15 protein-coding genes, 1 tRNA gene and 1 pseudogene are annotated in these 18,963 nt (G+C 31.5%); 7 read left to right on the forward strand and 10 right to left on the reverse strand.

Features of this window, described 5'->3' with window-relative positions; all coding sequences use genetic code 11:
- The first annotated feature begins 87 nt into the window (after positions 1-87).
- From EVJ46_04045 to EVJ46_04065, 5 genes are all read left to right on the forward strand, one after another.
- Positions 88-1,488: a TldD/PmbA family protein gene (locus EVJ46_04045; GenBank protein ID RZD17404.1), complete on the forward strand. Its 1,401-nt coding sequence runs from the start codon at positions 88-90 to the stop codon at positions 1,486-1,488.
- A 75-nt stretch (positions 1,489-1,563) separates the two neighbouring features.
- Positions 1,564-2,985 carry a hypothetical protein gene (locus tag EVJ46_04050; protein ID RZD17405.1) on the forward strand — a complete coding sequence of 474 codons (1,422 nt, stop codon included), beginning with the start codon at positions 1,564-1,566 and terminating at the stop codon, positions 2,983-2,985.
- Positions 2,986-3,181: 196 nt separating this feature from the next.
- Complete coding sequence (locus tag EVJ46_04055; GenBank protein ID RZD17406.1) at positions 3,182-5,785, forward strand: hypothetical protein; 2,604 nt, start codon at positions 3,182-3,184, stop codon at positions 5,783-5,785.
- 216 nt (positions 5,786-6,001) lie between these two features.
- Entirely contained in the window at positions 6,002-7,702 is a 1,701-nt protein-coding gene (locus EVJ46_04060; GenBank protein RZD17407.1) for an ATP-binding protein, read from the forward strand.
- Between the two features lie 89 nt (positions 7,703-7,791).
- Positions 7,792-8,013 (forward strand): hypothetical protein, encoded by a 222-nt coding sequence (locus tag EVJ46_04065; protein RZD17408.1) that lies wholly within the window; start codon positions 7,792-7,794, stop codon positions 8,011-8,013.
- A 107-nt stretch (positions 8,014-8,120) separates the two neighbouring features.
- On the opposite strand, the gene EVJ46_04070 is transcribed toward EVJ46_04065, so the two are convergent.
- From EVJ46_04070 to EVJ46_04115, 10 genes are all read right to left on the reverse strand, one after another.
- A complete protein-coding gene (locus EVJ46_04070) occupies positions 8,121-8,939 on the reverse strand; it encodes a hypothetical protein (protein ID RZD17409.1) in 819 nt (272 codons plus the stop codon).
- Positions 8,940-9,195: 256 nt separating this feature from the next.
- Positions 9,196-9,582, reverse strand: a complete 387-nt coding sequence (locus EVJ46_04075) for a hypothetical protein (GenBank protein ID RZD17410.1) — start codon at positions 9,580-9,582, stop codon at positions 9,196-9,198.
- A gap of 109 nt (positions 9,583-9,691) precedes the next feature.
- Entirely contained in the window at positions 9,692-10,741 is a 1,050-nt protein-coding gene (locus EVJ46_04080) for a hypothetical protein (protein ID RZD17411.1), read from the reverse strand.
- Positions 10,742-12,004, reverse strand: a complete 1,263-nt coding sequence (locus EVJ46_04085) for a hypothetical protein (protein RZD17412.1) — start codon at positions 12,002-12,004, stop codon at positions 10,742-10,744.
- Positions 12,005-12,009: 5 nt separating this feature from the next.
- Positions 12,010-13,671 (reverse strand): hypothetical protein, encoded by a 1,662-nt coding sequence (locus tag EVJ46_04090; protein ID RZD17413.1) that lies wholly within the window; start codon positions 13,669-13,671, stop codon positions 12,010-12,012.
- 90 nt (positions 13,672-13,761) lie between these two features.
- Positions 13,762-14,346, reverse strand: coding sequence for a prepilin-type N-terminal cleavage/methylation domain-containing protein (locus tag EVJ46_04095; protein ID RZD17414.1), 585 nt, complete (start codon positions 14,344-14,346; stop codon positions 13,762-13,764).
- A 95-nt stretch (positions 14,347-14,441) separates the two neighbouring features.
- Positions 14,442-15,938 carry a hypothetical protein gene (locus EVJ46_04100; protein ID RZD17415.1) on the reverse strand — a complete coding sequence of 499 codons (1,497 nt, stop codon included), beginning with the start codon at positions 15,936-15,938 and terminating at the stop codon, positions 14,442-14,444.
- Between the two features lie 27 nt (positions 15,939-15,965).
- On the reverse strand, positions 15,966-16,433 hold the full coding sequence (locus EVJ46_04105) for a lytic transglycosylase domain-containing protein (GenBank protein ID RZD17416.1): 468 nt from the start codon (positions 16,431-16,433) through the stop codon (positions 15,966-15,968).
- Positions 16,418-17,155 carry a hypothetical protein gene (locus EVJ46_04110; GenBank protein RZD17417.1) on the reverse strand — a complete coding sequence of 246 codons (738 nt, stop codon included), beginning with the start codon at positions 17,153-17,155 and terminating at the stop codon, positions 16,418-16,420. Before EVJ46_04110 ends, EVJ46_04105 begins: the two co-directional genes overlap by 16 nt.
- A 109-nt stretch (positions 17,156-17,264) precedes the next feature.
- On the reverse strand, positions 17,265-17,846 hold the full coding sequence (locus tag EVJ46_04115; protein ID RZD17418.1) for a type II secretion system protein: 582 nt from the start codon (positions 17,844-17,846) through the stop codon (positions 17,265-17,267).
- A 306-nt stretch (positions 17,847-18,152) separates the two neighbouring features.
- On the opposite strand from EVJ46_04115, the gene EVJ46_04120 reads away from it, so the two are divergent.
- A tRNA-Arg gene (locus tag EVJ46_04120) sits at positions 18,153-18,229 on the forward strand.
- Positions 18,230-18,504: 275 nt separating this feature from the next.
- Positions 18,505-18,737 (forward strand): annotated as a pseudogene (locus EVJ46_04125) (hypothetical protein).
- Positions 18,738-18,963 lie beyond the last annotated feature (226 nt).

An 18,963-nucleotide genomic window follows, 5' to 3' on the forward strand; every position in this document is an offset into this window, starting at 1 on the left:
TATATCATTGTAATTATAGAATATAATTACAAATAATGATAGACTTAGTTTTTGTATTTTATCATAACAAAAAAATCAGGAGTTAAAATGCAGGTTAACGATATAGATTTCAATAAAATTTTTAAAATTATAGGAACGTCGGAAGATGATTTTATCGATATATTCTTTGAATCCAATATATCAAATTTTCTTTCAAATGAGAATAAAAAATTGGAAAAAGCCATATCTGGAGTTTCCGGAGGTGCAGGGTTAAGACTTATTTCAGAAAAAAAATCATATTATGCATTTACGAATAACATTGATGAGAAAAATTTATTAGAAATAGGCAAAAATTTAAATAAAATAGCAAAAACTAATAGAACAAATAATAATTTCAATAAGTTAAATTTGAATTTTAAAGAATCTAAAGCAAAAATAGATATCCCTGTTTTAAAAGAAGTATTAAATGTTTCCATGAATGAAAAAATAAAAAAAATAGACGATGCAGTAAAATTTTCATGGGGATATGATAAAAGAATTTTGCAGGCTAATGTTTTATACAGAGATTATAAACAGGATGTTATCATAGTAAATTCCGAAGGAAATATTGCTAAAGACAGCAGAGAAATTATTACTTTTTTTGTAAGTGTCGTAGCGTCTAACGGCAAAAAAACAGAAATGGGTTATGAACCTGTTTCGGCATTTATGGGATTTGAATTTTTCGATACGGTAGACCCTGCTGAAATTGCAAGAAAAGCATGCAGCAGAGCAATAACGTTACTTGATGCGCCTTTTGCCCCTTCCGGAACGATGCCTGTCGTTCTGTCAAGTGAGGCAGGCGGAACTATGATACATGAAGCAATAGGACATGGTTTGGAAGCCGATATAGCAGGCAGCGGTTTAAGCGTATATTCTGATAAGATCGGTAAAGAAGTTGCTTCAAAATTAGTTACCGTCATTGACGATTCTTCATTAATAGGGAAAAGGGGCTCATACAGATTCGACGATGAAGGTACCGTGTCAAATAAAAATATATTGGTCGAAAACGGTGTATTAAAAAAGTATATGTCTGACCGCTTGTCTAATATTAAGTATGGATATGAATTGACCGGCAACGGCAGAAGAGAGTCTTATGAACATCAGCCTATAGTCAGAATGTCAAATACAATGATAGCGAAGGGTAAAAGTATGCCTGAAGATATAATTAAAACTGTAGATAAAGGACTATTTGTCAAAAAAATGGGAGGCGGTCAGGTAAATACCGTTACGGGTGATTTTGTATTTGAAGTCATGGAAGGATATATTTTAAAAAACGGCGCAGTCTGCGAAGCTGTGAGCGGCGCAACTTTGATGGGTAATGGACCTGAAATATTAAATAATATAGATATGATCGGAAACGATATGGGTTACAGCGTGGGCACCTGCGGCAAAGACGGGCAGGGAGCGCCGGTGTCTGATGGACAGCCTACATTAAGAATACCTTCTATAGTTGTCGGCGGCAAAAATTGATAATAGACAATATAATAGCTTAAAATTCATAAAATAAATATTATATTACAGTATAATAAAACAAAATTATTAACGATGGAAAGAATAAAAGATTGGAAATCATATCAACATACTTTAAACAGAAGCAAAAGAAAAAATTCTAATATTTTAAGGCCGTTATATATTTTTATATTTATCATTGCATTTTTAGTTATTTCAATAGGCGGTGTAAAATTATTCTTTTTTTTAAAGAATTATTACGCAAAATCAGTATTAAACAAACAGCAGACCTTTTTAGGCACGGGAATAAGACCTATCAAATTTGACGGCGCCGGCAATAATAAGAAAATAAAAACGTTATCGGCATCTTCAAGCACAAATGGCGCAGCCGCACTCGGAAAAAAATATTTTAACAGTCATAATTTTTCTATTAAAGCGCTGCAAAGATATTTTGCATCACATTCTCCAAAATTTAATACCGTTAAAAACGGGCATTATGTGCAAAAGCTCGGAAAATATACAATAGTCTATACGCTCGACCCTGTTGTACAAAATGAGGCAAAAAAAGTATTAGCGGAATACAGCGTACCATTCGGAGCTGTTGCGGCAATCAATCCTGAAACAGGCGCAGTTCTCGGATTATACTCATATGCAAGCAATAAATCTAAAAAAACCGAAATTTCCGGTTTAAAAGCTTACAGACCGGGTTCGCTCGCAAAAATTGTTACGGCATCGGCAGCAATTGAATCTAAAGGATTTTATCCCGGCTTCAACGTGTGTTATAACGGAGGATTATATGGAACAAATAAAAATTACTGGATTCAGAATATAAATACGGGAAATAACAGAATATCTTTCAGATTAGCTTTTGCAAAATCATGCGATATTGCTTTCGGTAAAATTGCCGGATACTATGTTGGGCAAAAATTATTGCAAAAATATTTTGATAAATATTATTTTAACCGCAAGATACCTTTTATTCTAAATTTACAAGACAGTACCTCAAAAGTACCTCCTGCTTCGGAATTTTATAATCTGGAATTGACGGGCGCAGGTTTTAAAAACACCAGGGTTACCCCTATTCTTGCTGCACTGATGTCGGCAGCCGTGATTAACGGCGGAAAATTGCTTGACCCGTACATTATTAAAGAGGTAATAAACTCTAAAGGTCATATAGTATATAAACATAAAGGCGTCAGGGTTTTAGACAATCCTATTACTCCTTCAACCGCTGCTATTTTAAAAGAACTAATGATTAGTACTGTAACAAAAGGGATAGGCAGGTTTGATTTTTACAATACTTATAATCAATATATGCTTCCTGGTATTATAACCGGAGGAAAGACGGGGACTATATCAGGAAATAATCCTACCGGCTTATACCAGTGGTTTACAGGTTTTGGAGAAACGAAGAACAGAAAAATAGCAGTTTCTGCTTTAGTTGTTGAAAAACCGGTATGGAGGATAGAAGGCGGCGGAGTCTCAGAAAAAATTATCTATTCATATTTTTTTAAATGATGGGAAGATTGAAATATAGCAGTTGCAGGCTAAATAATGAGAAAAACCGCAATACAGCATTCGTCGTATGCTGATAGCTTTGCATATAGAGAAATAATAAATATTTATGGGTATTTAAATTTTGTCCATTCAATTTTGTTCACCTGTATAGTTTTTGCATATAGAGAAATAATAAATATTTATGGGTATATAAAATTTGCGAAAAAATAAGAGACTTGCCTTTTATGTTGATTACGAACGTTTTAAGTCAAAAGAAGCCCCGCCGATATTATTTTTTATAGCATATCTAAGGAATATAGGATTTTCCGTAGATTTTTTTATAAGCGAAGATGATTTGTTTAAATCGCTTAAAAAAGCTGAAAATAGCGGAAATGATAATGCGTACGGCATAAAAAAACTCCAAAGTTCAGATAATAAAAATTATTTCCAAAAATACGATGTGTGCCTGCTGTCCCTGATGAGCGCCGATAGTTTAAGAAATATACTTCAAACGGCTATTAAAATTAAAAATATAGATCCTTTCATCGTTAATATACTCGGAGGCACAGGTGTTTACGGCTATATTAAAGAACTTATCAATGCCGAAGGTATAGATATTGTGATAGAAGGGGACGCTGAAAAAACACTTCCTGCTATTTTAGATTCAATAAAAACATATGATACATATAGCAAGCAGAATAAATCGCAACCGAATTCAGGAATATTTTATTCAGAAGACTTTGAATCAGGAAGCTTTGAATCAGGAAGCTTTGAATCAGGAATCTTTAAAAAGTTTCCTGAGAATACAAAATCTAATATTAAAAAAGACGAAGCTTATTTTTGCACAGAGAGGCATATGGAGCTTTTATTTAAAAACAGGGGCAGTTTTTCTTCGCCTGTGCTGCAGATACCGGATGAAATTTTTTTTGAAAGGACAGTATCCGTATCCGCAGTAAACTCATTAAATCACGGCAGCTTCAATTCCCGTCATAATGCAGCTGACGCAGAGGATCCGGTCTGCTCGGATGACGGTTCTTCACCACGTTTTAAATGCAACGTGCCTGTATCTGATGCCGCCGTGAAGCTTAATGACGGCACTATACGGTATTTTGAAAGAATAAACCGGGGCAGCAGCGCCTTTATGAAATTTTATAATCCGTATAAAGATTTAATATCTGAGGCAGAATTTGAAAATTTAATGATGCCGCATCCTACGGAAGAAGAAATTAATGAGCAATATACGTCATATCCGTGGGATATCTATGATTATTATAAATTTGAGTCGGTCGGAATTTATGCGCAGAGAGGCTGCAGCTGGGGGAAGTGTTCATATTGCAGTATAGTAAATTATAATTATAGGAAATTAAATATACAATTTATATTGCAAATATTAAATGAAGCAAAAAATCACAATGTTTTCGGCATAAGTTTTGATGACGATCTTTTTGTGCAAAATAAAAAATGGATTAACTACCTTCTTGATTCAATTATTTTACATAATCTGGACAAAAGATTCAGCTTTACAGCTATGGTAAAAGTTGAGCACGTTCACGATATAGCCCTTCTCAATAAACTTAAAAAAGCTAATTTTTCAAAAATACAGATAGGAGTTGAAAGTTTTTTGCCTGAAAAAGTAAGTTTTTTCAGAAAAACAAAAGTAGGAAAAGAGGCGATTTATATAAAAAAAGCAAAAGAGATTATAATATACTGCGCTTCGATAGGACTAACGCCTTCTTCTTTTATAATTTTAACAACGCCGGAAAAAAAATTTGGGTTATTTGATATAATTAATGAAATTGGCGAAATTATAGATATGTTGATAAATGTTTACGGAAAGTATAAAGTTATGCCCATTTTTGGATATAATGATTTTATCACGGCTTATCCAAATGCTCCGCTGTTAAAAGAACATCCATATTCAAACTTTATGGTAGCGGTTTCAGGTTATATCGCTAATAAAGATATAGAGACGGATATTAATGATGCCGATACCGTTAGCGAAGGCGCTATAAATATTAGAAATGACAATGCGGCTGACGACCATACTGCTGACAAAAAAAACGCAGCCATTAAAATCCTGCGCAATAAAGATGAAATAAATCTGCTGAATTTAAAAACTATTAAAATTCCTTATATGTATAAATTTTATAATTTTCGCGTAACACATTTTATAGATGCGCTTTTTAAAAGTTATAACGAAAGAAATGCAGACACCGATGTTTCTTGCACAGTAAATGACGATGCAGATTCACCTCATATTATATCAGGAGGCGCAGTTTCCGATTCAAATATTGCCGATAATATTATTAATAACAATAAGAATAAAAAAGGAAATAAACCAAAGAAGAAACCGGAGGAATACATTAGGCAGGAACCGGAATCTGAAGAAAACACAATGTTTCTGCATACAGAGAAAATTTTAAATTCTTTGGATAATACATTTGATATGTACGGAACGCCGTTGTTTGTGCTTTATGAAATATTAGACGAGTTAGAATCAAATATAAAAGAAAATAAATACAGCGAAGATTTAATTAAAAAAATATTTAAAGAATATTTTAATTATAATAATAATGACAATGATATTGGTTTAAACAATTATATGGTAAACTTTAAAAAATTAATCGCAGCAAATAAAATTGAACCTGATAAAGCGCTTAATGTTTTCAAATATTTTTTTAAAGGCGTAGATTATATTAAAAATAGCCAGGAAAAGCAGAGAGACAGAGGAAAAGAAATTATAAAAATTCTTGACGGAAGGCTTGGCTATATTAAAAAGCTATATAATCTAAACGAGCAGAAAACAGCCTGTCGTAAATAGCAAACGACACAGTTATAAATATTAATAATTAATAAATAAAATTAATAATAAATAAAATTAATACAATTTAAACACAACCTTCATAATTTTGTAACATACGGATGATATACTTAAGTTAAGCAGCTTTATCTTATTATAGTTATAATGAAATAAAATTAATACAATTCGTAATTTTATTAACTTTATCGAGATATATTTAACTTAAATATTTTAATTATGATTACAAAATTATACAGCGCTACATTTTTTGGAATAGATGCGATTATTGTGGATGTTGAGGTATTTATTACAACCGGAATACCGGGCGTAATGATTGTCGGTTTACCTGATGCATCAACTAAGGAATCTAAAGACAGGGTCAAGGCGGCAATAAAAAATTCAGGTTTTGAATATCCTGCAAGAAAAATAACAATAAATCTCGCCCCTGCAGATATTAGAAAATCAGGACCTATTTTTGATCTTCCGTTAGCGTTAGGGATATTAATATCGGCAAGATTGTTAATTCCCGTGATTAATCTGGAAGATTACATAATAGCCGGAGAACTTTCTCTTAACGGAAACATTAATAAAATTGACGGAGTAATAGCTTTAAGCCTGTTAGCAAAAAAATTAAATAAAAAAATTATTGTTCCGTATGAGAATTTAAACGAAACAAAATATTTAGGCGTAGAATACTATTGTTTTAATACATTAATCGAAGTTTGTGATTTCATAGCCGATGCAAATAAAATGGATAATTTGTCCGTTAGCGATAATAGTGGCGGCAATGAATTGTTGAATAGCAAAATACAAACCTTCGAAGCAACAAACGGACATGATTTGTTTTATAGTAAAAACATTAACAGTCTTAACGCTGAATGTAATTGCGAGTGCAAATCAATTGATGGTTATAGCGCTGCAGTCATTAATAGCAATAATAGCAATAATAATAAGACAGCCGATAAAAATAATTATTACCCTGATTTTTCTAACATAAAAGGTCACGCGACAGTTAAACGAGCAATGGAGATAGCTGTTGCAGGACATCATAACATTCTTATGATAGGACCTCCAGGCAGCGGCAAAACAATGATTGCCCAAGGCGCAGCAGGAATATTACCGCCGCTGTCCCTTGAAGAAGCCATAGAACTGACTAATATTTACAGTTTTTCTCACAAAAAAATTAATACGGATAACGGTTTAATGACTTCAAGACCTTTTATGCCTGTTCATTATTCCGTTACAATACCGGCATTAATAGGAGGCGGCGCAAATCCTGTACCAGGAGATGTCAGTCTTGCTCATAACGGCGTGTTATTTATAGACGAGTTTTCAGAAATGAATAAAAAAACCCTGGATAGTTTAAGGCAGCCGATGGAAGATAAGATGATACATATATCAAGGAATAGATTTTCGGTGTCTTTCCCGTGTGATTTTATGCTTATCGCCGCAATGAATCCGTGTCCGTGCGGTTATTTGGGAGACCAGACACATGAGTGCAGATGTTCCTCTGCAGATATTTATAAATTTTACAATAAATTGTCGGGACCTATAATAGATAGGTTTGATATATTCGCAGAGGTATATTCCGAAAGTTTAAATATCATTTCAAATAATATATCCGAAGAAAGCTCTGAAGAGGTTAGAGATAGAATTAATAAAGCGGTTCAATTGCAGAATGGGAGATTTGAAAATATGAATAAAAAATTTAATTCTTCAATAACAAGTTCAGAAATAGATAAATTCATAAATATATCAGACGAAGCCCTTAGTTTTTACAAGTCTGCTGCCGAAAGTTTGAAATTATCTTCAAGAGGATATTTCAGAATTTTAAAAGTAGCCAGAACTATTTCTGATATTGACGGCAAAGAAAATGTTGACGAACCGTCAATACTTGAAGCGCTAAATTATAGAAATACAAAATTTTTAGGTGTATAATATCGATATTGTACGGATAAGTAAGAAGAAGTTTCAGTTAATTTATTGTTTTTGCAACAATATAAAAAAAATAATAACGGCGAATAGCTATGTTTAACGTAAATACAATAATAATTGAATCGGTCATATATATTTTTGTCAGTATAATAATAGGTGTTATTCTGCGGGGAGAAGATTTTAAAAAATTTAAAAGGCTGCTTTTATTAGCTTATTTAATTATAGGCATAGCTGTCTATTCCGTTCTATATTTTGCAATACTTTCTGCCGCCGCAATAGTATTTGCTTTATATATCTTTAAAATTTTGGAATAGCGCCTGCGGAGCATAAGACGTTTTCATACGGTGAAACAGGTACGTTTTTAAGCAGCTTTCAGACTGCTCGCCCGCCTTACCAAAATATCATATTACAAAATATCATATTAATAGATGTATATTTTTTTAATTTTAGCATTTTTAGCTACAGTAATAGAGTTTTTTCCTATTTTTAAAACCTGATAGCCATAAAGACGGCAGCCTGATTGAATAATAAAATCGGATTTGCCGATAGATATATCAGCAGATTTATTCGACACGCCGATTAATCTTATTGCGTTGCTATTGTTATTGTTATGTTTGGTATTGCTATTAAAATATTTCGAAAGCTCATTTGTTTTCTCTTTTAAAGGATTTATATACTGCCGAGGCGGCAAGCCGAATATGCCGCCGTCTAAATTATCCGGTGCGGTGTGAAAGTTAAGCTTTGACGTTGCGGCTGTATTTTTGCCGTCTTTTATAAGCGCAAGCTCGTGCTGTAATTTTTCAATTTCTATTTGTTCGTTAAGTCGGTATATAACAGAAGAATAGCTTCCAGTTTTGATTGTCATATTATTTAAATATTTTGTTTTTTTTATTTTAGAATTTTGTTTTACTGTTTTTAATTTAGCAGTTTTTATTATCGCAAATTTATTTAACGTTAGAGATTTTTTTAAAGTTGCCGACGGCAGCGACGGTTTTGCTTTATAAATAGTTTCAGACTTTAAATTTGACTTGTTTAGATGAAGGTTGAGCGCAGAATGAGGCAATACAATATGGCGCTCTTCGTTGATGTTGGCTATATATACATAAATAATCACACCTGATATTGCCATTAATATAAGACCCGGCAGCGCATATTTTTTACCGGATTTATTCTTAACATGTTTTGAACTGTCATTTTTTTCGATCTTTTTTTCAGATGTTCCTTTTTTAAACCACTTCATAATAAATTGCCCTCCTGATTTAATTAAAAGGTTATAGGTTTCTCAAAATATACTGTTTCCCAGATTTAATTTAACCAAACTTCATCGCTTTTATTATTCTGAAATTATAACCCATTGATATTATTATATTTTATTTTTTATTTTGTAGTCCCCATAGACATTTTTATTGCCCCATAATATAGCAATATCAACGTGTTATTAATAATTATGGTGAAGTTAAGTTAAATCAATTTAATATCATGTGATTTAATAGGGGTTAATACAATAATTTTATACTGCTATTTGAAACGCTCCTGATAAGGACATATTTTGGTATATATTTTATGAGCCGATAGTTGGCAGTTAAAAGCATAATGTTATTTTTCAGGAATTTATATTTAATTCCCTGTTTTTTCAAAAAACTCAAAAGATGGAATATAATCCTGTTTTTTGCAATGCCAAAGTTAATGCTATTCTGTTTATTTCTCCTCAGCAGATCTTTCTTTATTGATAAATTTTTTTTTCTAGCCGCGGTAATTTTAATTTTCAGCATATTAATATTTTGTTTTGTCTGTAAATATGTTTTATAAACAGGCAAAAGTTTTAAAAATATTATAAATAAAATAGCAGCAGTAAGCATGCCGTTTATAAATTTATAGAACATAATATCTTCCTTAATATTTTTTTGGGAATTAAATGTTGATAATTATATTTTATACAACGTAACTATTTAGTTTTTATTGTTAGTTTTTATTGTTAGTTTTTATTAATAATTATATTTTTAGTCTGCTAATTAGCCACTTAGATGTAGCGGCAAATATTATCTTATTTTGTTGTATTTTATATGTAAAATAAATTGGTGCGGCGTATTTTTTCTCGTAATTTTTTTTAAAATCAGATAAAATATTTTCAAAATTTAGCGGATTATTTTCAATATGAAAATTAAAATTAACGTTATAGCCATCATTAATTTCAGAGATATTTAAATTCAAAATATGGCAATCCAACGGTTTTACAATATATAATTGCTTAATTTTTTTATAAATATTAATTCGTTTTAATAATTTTAGGTACAAAATTCTATTATTTTCTGAAGAAATTGTTTCTAATTTCAATAAGGTCTGATGTTTTCCGTCGTAAACTATTTTTAAATTATTAGTCATATAGTTAAGATAAACGAACGATAAAACCAAGCTAATAAATAATACGGCGAATATTTTTGTTAATAAAAAATCAAATTTAAATTTTTCTTTGTTGAATTTTTTTTTTGAAATTATGTAATCTTGATTGTCACAAGAAAGAATATCAAATAAATCTATTTTCCTGAATGTGTTAAATAAATTTTTAAATTTTTCTGTATTTGAATACAGATGCGTTCTACCTTCCGTCAACATCTGATTTATAAATGGAAGTGTTAAATTTTCATCAACATCCAGTATATTTTTTCCGTCAAATATTCTTATTTTATTTTCATAATTTTCAATTAAAACCGATTCTGAATTTATGTTAAGATTTTTGTTTACAATATAAGAATATAGTGTTACATTTTTCTGGCAATATACGGAAATATCGGGAACTTCATATATGTAATAACGATTGCCTCTATTAAAATATAAAACTTGTATGCCTGAAGATTTTGTATATTTTTTCAGTAAAGATTTATTATTAAAATCAAATATTTTAGGTTCTATATCTTTTGAAATCAAAAACAATTCCCCGTTTTCTTGTTCCGGCAATCCTTTTGTAAATGCGGAAGCCCTTAATTCTTCGTCTAATATAATAGATTCATCTCTGTCTATATCGTATATTATTTTATATCGCATTTATTTGACCCCGTTTGCTAAAGAGCCTATTAGAGGCAGGTATAAATTTAAAAAGAAAAATATTATGAATCCGGCTGCTAAAAACAATGTTGTGTAAGTTATAAAATTTGCAAAAAAATTAATTTTGTCATCAGATAATTCCTTATATCTATCCTTTAATCTATCGAATGTATCATCTATTTTACCGGTTTTCTCACCTGCCGATATATAAGCGGCTACAAGCGGATTAATATCTAATCTTTGCAGGCTGTGAGATAAAGATTGACCAGACTCAAGTTCATTAATTAGTAGCTCTATATTTTTTCTCCAGTATAAATTTTTAGTATTTTCTTTAACGATACTGAATGATTCGATTAAGGTAATTCCTCCTTTTGTAAGGACATATAGCTGATAAAATAAAATAGAAAGGTAGCTTGAATTTATAACTTCCGATAGAATGGGAAGTTTTGAGATAATCTCATAGGTTTTAGATTTCAAACCTTTGTAATCTATAAAAAATAAAGTAAAAAACCCCAATAATAATCCTGAAAATGCTAAAAATATTGCAGGGACATACGGTTTAATATTAATCATTAATGTTAAAATAAGAGGGGGTTGGATTTTCGCGTTTTCAATGAAGTGCTTAAATCTTGGGGCAACATAGTATATAAATATAAAAATTGCTATGGTCATTAATAAAAATAATAACGAAGGATAAATTGCAACATTAATTAATTTTTTCTTATATGAATATACACTTTTGTAATAAATAGATACCTCTTTAAATCCTTTTTTCATATCGCCGTTTTTTTCTGCAGCGCCCAAAATTGCAATAACTTCTTCGGGAAAACCGAGTACGGGGTCTTTGAAAATATCCGTAAGATTTTTGCCGCGCTCAGTTTCGGATAATAACTTAGAAATTAGAATACTTATAGATTTATATTTATAATTTTTAAAAATTCTGTTTATATATTTATAAAAGTCTTCATTGTTTATCTTTTTTGTATTATACGAATAGACTTTGCGCATATTGTTTAAAGAGGATAATAAACCGCCGGAGCCGACATAAAACGACAGTTCTTCAAATAAAGAACCCAAGTCGCCGGTTTTTATTCTTTTTGCAAGCGGAATAGACAAAAATATATATTTTAAGTCCGGAAATATATATTTTACGACTAAACCGTCATTCAATAGTTTAGTTTTTGCCTGCATCCAGGAAGAGCTTTCTACGTACAGATAACTCGTCTTTCCTTCTCTATTCAAAACTATACCGATATATTTCATATTTTTTAATAACCTATTTTATAGTATTGGCTAATATCTATCGAGCCGCTAATTAATAACTCATAAGCCCTTTGCTTCAGCGTTCTATAATTTATAGACCGCTCTATATTAAAAATAGAATTTTCTTTCAACAGAGAAAGACGTATGTCGTCCGTAACATCAATTACCTCGATAACAGCTTTCCTCTGTACGAATCCGGTGCCGCCGCACGTTTTGCACTGCTTATGTCCTTTATCGTAAACTTTAAAATCAGAATTTATAGCCTCGCTTTTTCTGAGCGCTTCCATTATCAGATTATCCTTTATGTATCTTTCCGGATAATCTCTAATATTTTTATATTCCTTGCAGTCATGACATAATTCGTTATAAAGTCTTTGGCTCATAAGAATTCTTACCGAATCCAATAAAATATTTTTTTCTATGCCCAGATTTTCGAGCCGCCGTACGATTCCCAATGAAGAGCTTGCATGAACAGTCGCAAAAACAAGGTGTCCCGTTTCAGCTGCTATAATAGCCTGCTTCGCTACTTCTTTATCACGTATCTCGCCGATTACGATGACGTTCGGTGCGCTTCTCAATATGCTTTTAATTGATTTTTCATATGTTATAACATCGTTAATTTCCCCCTGCGCTACGTTTGAATTGGATAAATTAATTTCCACAGGGTCTTCTATCGTATAAATATACCTGTCCATCTGTTCGGCTATCATTTTAATTATGGCAAATACCGTAGTTGATTTGCCTGCCGATGTGGGTCCGGAGATTAAAACGAGTCCTGAATTGTAAAGCATTATCTTACTTAGCAGCTCCACTGTTTCATTGTTAAAACCTAAATCTGTCAGATTTAAAAGTCTTTTATTTAATCCCAAAAGTCTTAATGTTATTTTGTGTTGATTTTCCGTTAAATTTTTAACTCTTTCAGGATAAAATTCCGTTCTGATTTGAATCTGCCCCATCTCGAACATCATGCTTAACGTATCTTTAGGGTTAGCATTGCTTGTTATTCCGCCTTTATTTTTTATTATATTTTTTAGCTGATTAAAAAAAGTTAGGCTAATCGGACTCAATTTTTCTAAATTACCGTTTATTACCATATGACAGAACACTGTCTCACGGTCTATAGGATTAAGATGTATATCGGAAGCGCCCTTAGAAACAGCCATATCTATTATATTTTTTAAGTATTTTTCCGGATCTGTCTGCTCTTCTACTAAATAACCTAAATTTTTCAGAATAAATTCCGATGTTGCAATATATATCTTCGTTATGTCTGTCAACGCGGATAAATCTTTATAAATATTGATATTAAACATATTAACGATTAATAATATAATTTGTGATGAGTCAGACGCCGTATTAAACGGACTGATTTTTTTAAGTATAAGGCAGTTATTGACGGCGCAATATTCTTTCGATAAAAAATCAAATGAAACTGCAAAATCATCCGGTATAGCTTTTATATAGTCTATTCCCAGCTGTTTGGATACAGCTTCTACAATAATATCTTCATTAACGTATCTTAAATCTGTTATTATCTGCCCAAGCAATTTTTGAGATTTTGATTGTATTAAGATAGCCTCGTTAAGCTGCTTTTCATTCAGATATCCGCTGTTTATCAATATTTCGCCAAGTCTAGCAGGGCATTGTCCGCGTGTTAAATCGTTCATAATGATACCTTAAAATAAACATAAAAAAATCTTTTAGAATATTATTTATATGCCGGCTTTGATAGCTTCATTGCTATACATTTTTTGCAATTAAACCTTAAAATATAAAGTTAAAGTTCCTGCCGCATTAGATGTTGCGGCTGCCGTGTCATCCGGCGTTAAAGCGCTGCCGTTGAAAATCACGCCGCTTCCTAATCCGGAATCGCTATTGTCAACCGAATTAAACAAATCCTGAGCTATTTTATAAGCATCGTTTTCAGGCACAAGTCCAAAATTTATTGTGTAAACATTTGAAATGCTTGAGTCCTGTTCTACAGTTATTGCGCCGTTCCATGGGTCGCAATGGTATATTGAAGCCGCGTTTGAAGGACAGGCGGCACCTGTTGTAAATCCTGCCGATGCCGTCCATGATTTCCCCAGCACCCCGCTATTTATCATACTTGTTATAGATACATTTGAGATGTTTCCCTGATTTTGACTCATATAATTTAATACCGATGCTTTCATTGAGCTTATTTGATTTATTGTTGCCGTTACTCTGGATATGCCCATATATTTAGAATAGATATATAAGCCGCCGGATGTGAGTATTGATATAATTATCATAGCCACTATAAGTTCCATCATGGTAAAGCCGTTATTGCCATACGGCAGTCTATTTTGAGAATGTTTCATAACGCCTCCGTTTCAAATGTTATTTAATATATTAGTTAATAATTTTTAATACCAATTAAAAGAATTAATTCTGCAAGATAAATATCTAACTGTCATTATTTAATAATTTTAGGTTTTAATAATATATAAATTTCCGTTTTTGTTTTTGTATTGTTTATTCCGCTAAATAAGTAACCTATTACCGGAATATTGTCTAATATCGGAACGCCGTATTTATCAGTGCTCGCTGAATCTGTAGTGAGTCCTCCCAGCAGCACCGATGTATTTGATTTTACAGCAAAAGTATCAATCATTGTTTTTGTGTTTATGTTCGGAACGCTAAAATTATTACCGTTAGAACTAAAAGAGGAATATCCGTCGATATTGTTGTCTACCACGGCTATAGTTGCGTAAACTTTATTATTTTTTACCAGCGGCGTAAAAGAAATGGATAATCCCGTCTGCGCTTCGGATATTTGGGGATATGACAGTGTTGAATTCGAAAGACCTAACGATTCCACCTGCACTCCGGATTCGTAAGGTATCACACTGCCTGAAGATATAACCCTTGTTTGTCCGTTTAAAACCGATAACACTGCCGCATTAACAAGCTTAACTTTTCCGTAGGTCTGCAGGGCATTAATAACTGCCTGATTTGAGTTGTTGCCTGTAAACGATAAGTAATCCCCTGAATTATTTAAACCTGACTGAGCGCCTGAGTTTAATGAAAAATTTATATTAGATATTCCTAATGCATTGCTGCGCATTACGTCTTTAAATAATTCATTCATATTTATGCCGAATTGATATTGGTTATTAAGCTGAATTTCTAATATTTTAACTGTCAGAACAATCTTTTTTGTTGATAATTTTTTAAGCTCTTTAACTAATAAACCGACTTGCCTGATTCTTTTTCTGGTTGCATGCACCGTCAAAAGACCGTAATTTGGGACAATATTGTAATAAGATTGTTTTGAGTTTTTAAAGATATTTCTTAGATTAGCCGTAAGTACATTATAAAAAGATTTAGAGGAGGTGCTCATTGTATCCGACATCATTCCGGCAGGATTTGTTGAAGTCTGGCTGCCGATTAAAGAATTTGCAGGAGACTGCGTTCCTGACGAAATGCTATTTGTTGAAGCGGCAGTTTGCGAATTATTAGATGCGTTTGAAGTTGAAATGGAGCCGACTGAAAAATTAACTTTATTTGTTAGCGCTGTTATAGAAAATCTGTAAGTTTTATTTGTATAAGCGTGAACCGTTATTTTTTTTAAATGCGTACTGTAACGATATACGTAATTGTGTAAAATTATTGAAAGAATTTTATATAAAGGCTCATTATTAAAAACCAGCGTCATTTTTCTATGTGTATTGATATTTTTGGAATAATTGAAATTGATATGAGTATCTAATGAAAGCATGTAAAAAATAGAACCTAATGATAGTCTGCCTTTTAAGGATATCTTTTTTTGTAAAGCGTGTGGAATTTTTTTTATTTTACCGATATCCGGCTTAGCATATTTGATTTTTATTACAGGCAAGTTTATAGCCGCAGAATTTTTGACGGCAAATAAGAAAAATACTAAAATTATCGTTAATTTTTTAATAAACATGGGTAGATAAGACCGATTTAAATAATTTTATTTTGATAAAATTTGATAGTATCCGGCTATTTTCTTAATATATCTGTATGTCGAACGGGGCACTCCTCCATTTGGTCCGGCGTTATAACACGCCAATGCCAAGGCAATATTTTCATTTTTTAAATTTAAGCAATATCTTAAATAATAAACGCCGCCTATTATATTTTGCAATGGATTATAAGGATTGATGCCAATACTTTTTGCCGTCTGCGGCATTAGCTGCATAAGCCCAATCGCGCCTCTATCTGACAATGCATTGATATTGAAGTCAGACTCTTCTTTTATCATTGATAAGACTAATGCGCTTGGAACATTAAAATCTTTTGAAGCGGCAAAGATAGTTTTTGCTATCGTTTTATAAGAATAGCCGTAACTATTCGGAATGTTTGAAATTGGCATATCCAAGCATATCCATATAACTGTACCTGCGCCCAATATTGCAAGAGCCGTTAAAAATTTAACCATAAAATAATTCCTTTTTTATACCTTTCGGCGACTGTTAAGTTTTTAATAGTTTCCCATTTTTTTATTTTGAATGAATTGCCGGCATTGGAATACTTGAAATTCAAATTTATAAATCTTGGATTGCCGCAATTATTCAAACTTATAGAGACTATTTCATAGCCGTTTAAATATTTGAAGCGGCGGATAGTTATCGTTAAATGATTAGAAATAATCTTTTTATCTATTATTATTTTTTTCTTGGTATTTATTTTCAAATAAATGGTATTACTTCTTTCTATTAGCGTATATGGTTCTAATTGGACTGTCTGCAATGCAGATTGTGTTTTAATAGGCTTATTTTGTTTTAAATCAGTTCCGTTTATGTTTTTATTATTTAATTTTATAGCGTCTAATTTTCGATTATGTTTTAACTTTTTGGCTATCGATTTATTATTTATTTCAGTAATACCGAGCATATTTTTGGGTATATATAAGACTTTACGTTTTTTGTGTTTAATATTTTTAATTATATTTGCAGTAGTTAAGAGCGGAATATTGAGAATTGCAAACATTTCGCCGTTTAATTTATTTGCTTGAATCTTAGTCAAATTTTTATTAATTGCGTTATTATTGTAAGCGCAGCCGGACGCTGCTATTGCAATAAATAAGATTCCTGCAACCATGGTTAGAAAATATATACGCTTAAAATTAACGATTGAACTTTTCACTCTTTTTAATTTCATAATCTGTTTAACGTTTACAAGGTGTTGCAATATAAATATAACTTGTTTTAATATTTTCGTTCGGTCTAAAGATTAACTAAATGATTACATCAATGTTCTACGAGAATATCTAATCAAATCCAAAAAATATTTCAGATTGCGAAGAAGAGGACAACAAATTATTATTATCAGGCACTATTGAAGAGCATCTATATTGCGGTAAATTATAGCCGCTACCGTTAAAACCAACTGAGCTTATTGAATTTTCTAATGCTCTGCAGATACTTAAAGCCTGTAAATTTGTAATAGACGGCGAATATATACCAATTATATAGTCGCCTGAAACACCCCAGATATTTTGACCTATAAAGTATTTTTTGATTAAACCGTTGTTATTTAATGGGTATGTCCAATTTCCGTTTGTATTCCATGATGAAGGTATTAAATCGTCAGTTTGCATTTCTGAAGGTTCAATTGTTTTATAGCTTCCGCCGTTGATTTCGGCGTATGAATTTGCAGCAGTTTCCAGCGTAGCAATATTTTTTATAGTTGCCGTTACTTTTGATGATGAGATTAAACCTGAAGAAATATAAAGTCCGCCAGACGTTAAAATTGCAACAATAAGCGTAGCGAGAATTAGTTCAATTAAAGTAAATCCGCTGCCGCTGTTCATATTAAAACTTATATTTGCATTTGGCATACAAGATTGCATTCCTGTTTAAAAATTATTGTAAAAAAATTGTTGAATTTTTGTAATACATAAAATAAAAACGTTAAATTTTATTTCTGATTATTTTTTAATTTATTAAAAATCATTTTACAACTTTACTTTTACGGTTTTATGAAACAAATAATTCAAAATTATTAAACTTTTGTTAACAATTTGTTTCAATATTGGTTAAAATTATGTAATATCAATAAGTTGTTTTGCATTGTCTGAATAAGGTGCAGATATTTTATTGACAATAAATAATTTTAATAGTAAAATACTATAATATTCATATCAGAAGAACGATGTGCGTTCATAGCTCAGATGGATAGAGCAACAGCCTTCTAAGCTGTGGGTCGCAGGTTCGAATCCTGCTGGACGCACCATTAAAAACCGCAGTAAATAAGCACATTCAGCAATTCCCCTTTCTCTTGACAATATCTCCAAAATGGTAAAATTTGGTAAAATATTGTCCAAACTTGTCCCATTTTTAAGGAGATTAAAAATGTCAGATAATGTCAGATTGCGCGGTCAATATTACTACTACGATATGATGATTGACGGTGTCAGGTATAAAGGAACTACCAAAACCACAGATAAAAGCCTTGCCGAAAAGGTAGCCAGCACTATAAAGAGCGATATACTTAGACAATAGCATGACCTGCCGACTATCGTAAATTATAATGACCGTAATTTTTTAGATTTGTGGAAAGATTATATTAAAAACCTTACTAATTCAAGAGGAAGAAAAGGCGCCGTCAGATCATTTTTCTGTTTTGCAAAAGGAAAAGAAATAATTATATTGCATTTTTTTATTAAAAATCGCAGAAAACCACCAAAAAAGAAATTGATTTAGCTTTAAAAAGAATGTCGGAATATTTAATTGTTTTATAAAATAAAAACCATTCATTTGCTATATTTTTATATTTTTTCCATGAAGTTATTTATTCCCCTTCCTTATTATAATTTTCAAACTCACGCATAGCTTTAAATTTCTCTACGAATTTTTCGGCGATTTTTACAAAAACCTTTGCCGATAAAAAGCTTCTGCCGGTCTTTTTATAACCGCATTAGACCATATAAAAAGACAGATGGCGTGAAAAAAAATAATAATAAACAC

This window comes from Candidatus Acididesulfobacter guangdongensis (assembly GCA_004195045.1).
In the GTDB taxonomy this organism is placed as follows: domain Bacteria; phylum SZUA-79; class SZUA-79; order Acidulodesulfobacterales; family Acidulodesulfobacteraceae; genus Acididesulfobacter; species Acididesulfobacter guangdongensis.

Excerpts from the sequence above, each read along its gene's own strand:
- EVJ46_04050 (RZD17405.1), top strand. The coding sequence starts at position 1,564 with ATGGAAAGAATAAAAGATTGGAAATCATATCAACATACTTTAAACAGA.
- EVJ46_04065 (RZD17408.1), top strand. The coding sequence starts at position 7,792 with ATGTTTAACGTAAATACAATAATAATTGAATCGGTCATATATATTTTT.
- EVJ46_04045 (RZD17404.1), top strand. The coding sequence starts at position 88 with ATGCAGGTTAACGATATAGATTTCAATAAAATTTTTAAAATTATAGGA.
- EVJ46_04100 (RZD17415.1), bottom strand. The coding sequence starts at position 15,938 with ATGTTTATTAAAAAATTAACGATAATTTTAGTATTTTTCTTATTTGCC.
- EVJ46_04105 (RZD17416.1), bottom strand. The coding sequence starts at position 16,433 with ATGGTTAAATTTTTAACGGCTCTTGCAATATTGGGCGCAGGTACAGTT.
- EVJ46_04095 (RZD17414.1), bottom strand. The coding sequence starts at position 14,346 with ATGAAACATTCTCAAAATAGACTGCCGTATGGCAATAACGGCTTTACC.
- EVJ46_04110 (RZD17417.1), bottom strand. The coding sequence starts at position 17,155 with ATGAAATTAAAAAGAGTGAAAAGTTCAATCGTTAATTTTAAGCGTATA.
- EVJ46_04070 (RZD17409.1), bottom strand. The coding sequence starts at position 8,939 with ATGAAGTGGTTTAAAAAAGGAACATCTGAAAAAAAGATCGAAAAAAAT.
- EVJ46_04080 (RZD17411.1), bottom strand. The coding sequence starts at position 10,741 with ATGCGATATAAAATAATATACGATATAGACAGAGATGAATCTATTATA.
- EVJ46_04085 (RZD17412.1), bottom strand. The coding sequence starts at position 12,004 with ATGAAATATATCGGTATAGTTTTGAATAGAGAAGGAAAGACGAGTTAT.
- EVJ46_04060 (RZD17407.1), top strand. The coding sequence starts at position 6,002 with ATGATTACAAAATTATACAGCGCTACATTTTTTGGAATAGATGCGATT.
- EVJ46_04090 (RZD17413.1), bottom strand. The coding sequence starts at position 13,671 with ATGAACGATTTAACACGCGGACAATGCCCTGCTAGACTTGGCGAAATA.
- EVJ46_04075 (RZD17410.1), bottom strand. The coding sequence starts at position 9,582 with ATGTTCTATAAATTTATAAACGGCATGCTTACTGCTGCTATTTTATTT.
- EVJ46_04115 (RZD17418.1), bottom strand. The coding sequence starts at position 17,846 with ATGCAATCTTGTATGCCAAATGCAAATATAAGTTTTAATATGAACAGC.